Source organism: Desulfonatronospira sp. (genome assembly GCA_003563255.1).
Taxonomy (GTDB): Bacteria; Desulfobacterota; Desulfovibrionia; order Desulfovibrionales; family Desulfonatronovibrionaceae; genus Desulfonatronospira.
Window position 1 is genome coordinate 1 of sequence record PWSL01000464.1, and the last position, 4,022, is coordinate 4,022.

Here is a 4,022-nt window from a genome sequence, read left to right on the forward strand (position 1 = left end):
GGCTGGCCTGTGCCTCTGTCCGAGGCGAAGATAATCTCTCTGGCCAGGGACCTGGGGGAAAACCCGGACCTGCTTCTGGCCCTGGCCGGCAAGGTCTCCTCCGAAGTTCAGGAAGTCATCCGAAGCCGCCCCGAGCTCTTTGCCGAACTTATAAAAAACCTGAAAGACATGCCCGACCATGCAGTCCTGCGCCTGGTGCGTGAAGTGCGTGACGGGGAGTGGTGAAAGGCTTAAAAAAGTTGAGGACGCCATGAAAGAAAAAGACTCCATTCTGCCCAGGGGACAGGATTGCCTCCCTGCACCGGGACCTGTGCAGGTTCTGGGCATTGACCTGGGAACCACCAACTGCTCCGTGTCCCGGATCACAACCTGTTGCTCCAACCACAAATCCATTCCTGATCCTGAATGTCTGGAAATCAGGCAGCCCAATCCAGAAGGTGGTGAGTATGTGTCGGTCCTTATGCCTTCGGTTCTGGCTCTTTATCAGGGCCGTGTATACACAGGGGAGGGGGCCAGAAGGCTTCGGGCCGGATGTGCAGAATCCGGGTCCGGGCTCAGGCATGAACAAAGCATATTCTGGGAAGACAAAAACTTCATGGGTGTCAAGAAAACCATGCATAAGGCCCCCAGTGGTTATCAGAGCTCCAAAGAGATCGCCGGGCACCTTCTACGTTTTATTCTGCAGTCCTGCAGACGGGAAAAGGACCTGCCCGCAAGCAGGACCGTGGTCACTGTGCCGGCCTGTTTTGAGCAGGCCCAGCGCCGGGATACCCTTGAGGCCTGCGCAATGGCTGGACTGGATATTTCCCCGGGTGATCTGCTGGATGAACCTGTGGCTGCCTTTGTGCATTACCTGTTCTCCCGGGACAGACACGGTATCAACAGTATAGGCCATGACCTGCGCTGCATGATCTTTGATTTCGGGGGAGGCACCTGCGATGTGGCCGTGTTTAGCATCAGCCTCAGGTCCAAAGAAGAATCCATCCGGGTCTCTCCCCTGGCGGTGTCCAGGTATCATAAACTTGGTGGAGCAGATATTGACCGGGCCGTGGTCTACGAAGCCCTGATTCCTCAGCTCATTGAGCAGGAGAATCTGGCCGAATTCGACCTTGATTTTGACGCCAAAAAGAACGCCCTGGAACCAGCCCTTATAGGTATAGCCGAAATGCTGAAAACCGGGCTGTGCCGGGAAATGGACCGCATTGAGCAGTTAAGCGGACTTGAGGGCAGGGCTTTGTCCCGGATTACCAAAAAGTATCCGGGACGCATTGAATGCCCCCTGCCTGACGGACGCCGGATGTACCTGGATGAACCCTGCCTGGATGCAGAGCTTTTTTCCGGAATCATGGCTCCTTTTCTGGATACGGACATACCTTACCACAAAGAGACGGAATACCGCTGGACCTGTTCGATCTTTGTTCCCATGCAGGACGCTCTGCTGCGGGCCGGCCTGGACGAGAAGGACATCGACCTGTGTCTGCTTGTGGGAGGCAGTTCGCGCATTCCCCAAGTGCGCCGGGCAATTCAGGACTTTTTCAGCAAAGCAGTGGTGGAGTCCCTTGCCGAGTCCGAAATGCAGACCGCCACCGCCAAGGGAGCCTGTCTGCACGCCTGGATGCTTGAATCCATGGGGCAGAGCATTGTCCGCCCGGCATGCGCCGGTTCAATTTATATCCAGACCCGGTGCGGGCCGCAGATGCTTATCAGTGCCAATACACCTCTGCCTTTTCCAGGCCGGAACCAATGGGAGCAATGCTCCATGCTGAGTATCCCCGAGACCGCATTGAGTGACCCGGTTATCCTGCGTATTGAGCTGATGGACGGTCAGGGAAAGATTCTCAAGAACTGGGTATGGGAGCTGGAGCCGCCGGTGAACCGTGGGGAGCAGATCCTTTTGCAATATCATATGGATGAAAACCAGACCCTGCAGATGCAGCTGAGCCTGCCCGGCAAACCAGAGCAGAAGATACGCTGCCTGGACCTGGAGAACCCGGTGAGTAGCGTGGTCAACCCCAATGCCAAGCGCAGAGAGATACTTGAACTGGAGGAGGCCGTGCGCACCAGGCAGGTGCCTGAACAGAACCTCAAGCAGACCACTGAAAGAATTGCCGGGCTTTATCAGGAAATAGGGCAGAAGGAAAAGGCCCTGAGCCTCTACAGAAATATGCTTGCCCTGGGCGGTCCTGATTTTGTTCTGCTCAACAGGCTGGGCATGCTTTACGGTGAAACCGGAGATTACGGGCGCGAAGAAAAGTTTTACCTGGAAGCGGACCGGCATGCACGGAACTGGAAAGGGGCGCTGTTTAACCTGGCCCTGTCTTACCGCCGTCAGGGCCGTTACCGGGAAGCTGCCGATATTCTGGACAGGGCCATTCAGGCAGAGCGTATTGCTCCTTACCTGGTGCTAAGGGCCATGGTTGCTGAAGCGCTTCAGGAAAAAAAGGACCGGTAAAGGCTGCTCAGACAGGCACTGGATTTGTTTGCACCGGTCTCGGCTTTAAGCGACTGGGAGCTTGGCTGGTATCTCACTGCTGTGCGTATGAGCGGCCTGACCCAGACCGAAGAGGAGATCCGGGAGGAAAGGAAGAGGCGCGGCCCGCAGAATAAGCAGGAAGATCCAGCCGGCATCTATCCTGAAATCAATTATCATCCAGTGAGGAGTTGATTATGGCTGCTCCGTGGCTTGCAGCCCGGGGGGAGCTTTACCAGGAGCAGCAAAAAGCTCTCCTGCTGTCTCCTTTTTATTCCAGGGTGATCTCAGGTTCCTCTGGCTCAGGCAAGACCAGCATCCTGGTGCACAGAGCCGCCTATCTGGTCCGGAACTGGCACGTGCCAGTCAGTCGATTCATGATCCTGACCTTTACCAATGCCCTTAAAGAAACAATCCAGGCCGGCCTTCAGGAACTGGGTATAAGTCAGGACAGTGTGTTTACATTTGATAAATGGTGCAAGACCTTTCACGAGAAAAACATAGGCCGTGCCCCCCGGCGTGGTCGCTTTTCCCATCCAGGGGCCACAAGAGAGGCGGTATACCAATATCTCAGGCATGAGGGTCAGGACAGGGGACTTTATGACTTTATTCTGGTGGACGAGGGTCAGGACCTGGAACCCGTCTGTTATGACATTCTGGAAAAGATTACCCGCCATGTAAGCGTTTTTATGGGTCAGGAACAGCAGATATACTCCAGCCGGGCCACCCGGAAAGATGTCCTGAGGGCTTTGGGCCTGTCCAGTGCCGATATAGAGCTGTCGACAGGATATCGCTGCAACTTCTGTGTTGCGGAACTGGCTGCCGAATTTCTCCCAGCAGATTACAAAAAAGGATTTTTAGAAGCACACAGCCGGCCCGGGCAGATGGACAGGGAGAAACCTCTTCTGTTTGTGGCCAGAGATTTTGAGCAGGAGATGTACAACCTTTTGCAGATCCTGCGGGCCAGACAGTCTCTGGGTGAGCGTATTGCAGTGCTTTTTGCCGAAAGATGGCAGGCAGAGATGTTTCCAAAGTTGTGCATGGATCTGGGACTTTACGCTGAAGGACCCAGAGTCTGGCCTCCTGGACGCAAAACAAAGGGAATTGCTCATGATTTTTCATCCCCGAGGCCCAAGGCCATGACCTATCACAGTGCCAGGGGCATGACCTTTGATGTGGTGCTTATGCCCAGGCTGACCACCAGACATTTTCGCGGGTTTTTGAAGAAAAATATGGATGTGCTGCTGTACACAGGTGTGAGCAGGGCAGCGCGCTGGGTGTATATGAGCACGGTATATGCGGATCTGATTAAGCCCGTACGCACTCTTTACAACGGCATCTGTCATGGCCTGGGAGGTTTTGGGCTGGAAATCCGGCATGGCCGGTTCAGCCGTCAAAAAAGCATGTTTGAATATATGCAGGACAACTCTCAGGAAACAGCAGCCCCAAAAGAGCATGATCCCATCCTGAAAAACGAAATCAAAGGGTATGCCGATCTATTCTAAACCACTGATTGGAAAAGCTCATTCCAGGCGATGGAAATATTTACATA

3 protein-coding genes and 1 pseudogene are annotated in these 4,022 nt (G+C 54.4%); all 4 read left to right on the forward strand.

Annotated features, from left to right (window positions below; all coding sequences use genetic code 11):
- Positions 1–225, forward strand: a pseudogene (locus QZP87_RS13685) (XRE family transcriptional regulator); the annotation flags it as partial.
- A gap of 25 nt (positions 226–250) precedes the next feature.
- Positions 251–2,452: an Hsp70 family protein gene (locus QZP87_RS13690; protein ID WP_291323480.1), complete on the forward strand. Its 2,202-nt coding sequence runs from the start codon at positions 251–253 to the stop codon at positions 2,450–2,452.
- A gap of 24 nt (positions 2,453–2,476) precedes the next feature.
- Positions 2,477–2,665: a hypothetical protein gene (locus tag QZP87_RS13695; RefSeq protein WP_291323481.1), complete on the forward strand. Its 189-nt coding sequence runs from the start codon at positions 2,477–2,479 to the stop codon at positions 2,663–2,665.
- Between the two features lie 2 nt (positions 2,666–2,667).
- The gene (locus QZP87_RS13700) at positions 2,668–3,975 is read left to right on the forward strand and encodes a UvrD-helicase domain-containing protein (protein ID WP_291323482.1); all 1,308 of its coding nucleotides are present in this window, start codon (positions 2,668–2,670) and stop codon (positions 3,973–3,975) included.
- The last annotated feature ends 47 nt before the right edge of the window (positions 3,976–4,022 follow it).

What these genes read in the sequence shown, in the direction of transcription:
- QZP87_RS13700 (WP_291323482.1), top strand. Translation starts at nt 2,668, where the DNA reads ATGGCTGCTCCGTGGCTTGCAGCCCGGGGGGAGCTTTACCAGGAGCAG.
- QZP87_RS13690 (WP_291323480.1), top strand. Translation starts at nt 251, where the DNA reads ATGAAAGAAAAAGACTCCATTCTGCCCAGGGGACAGGATTGCCTCCCT.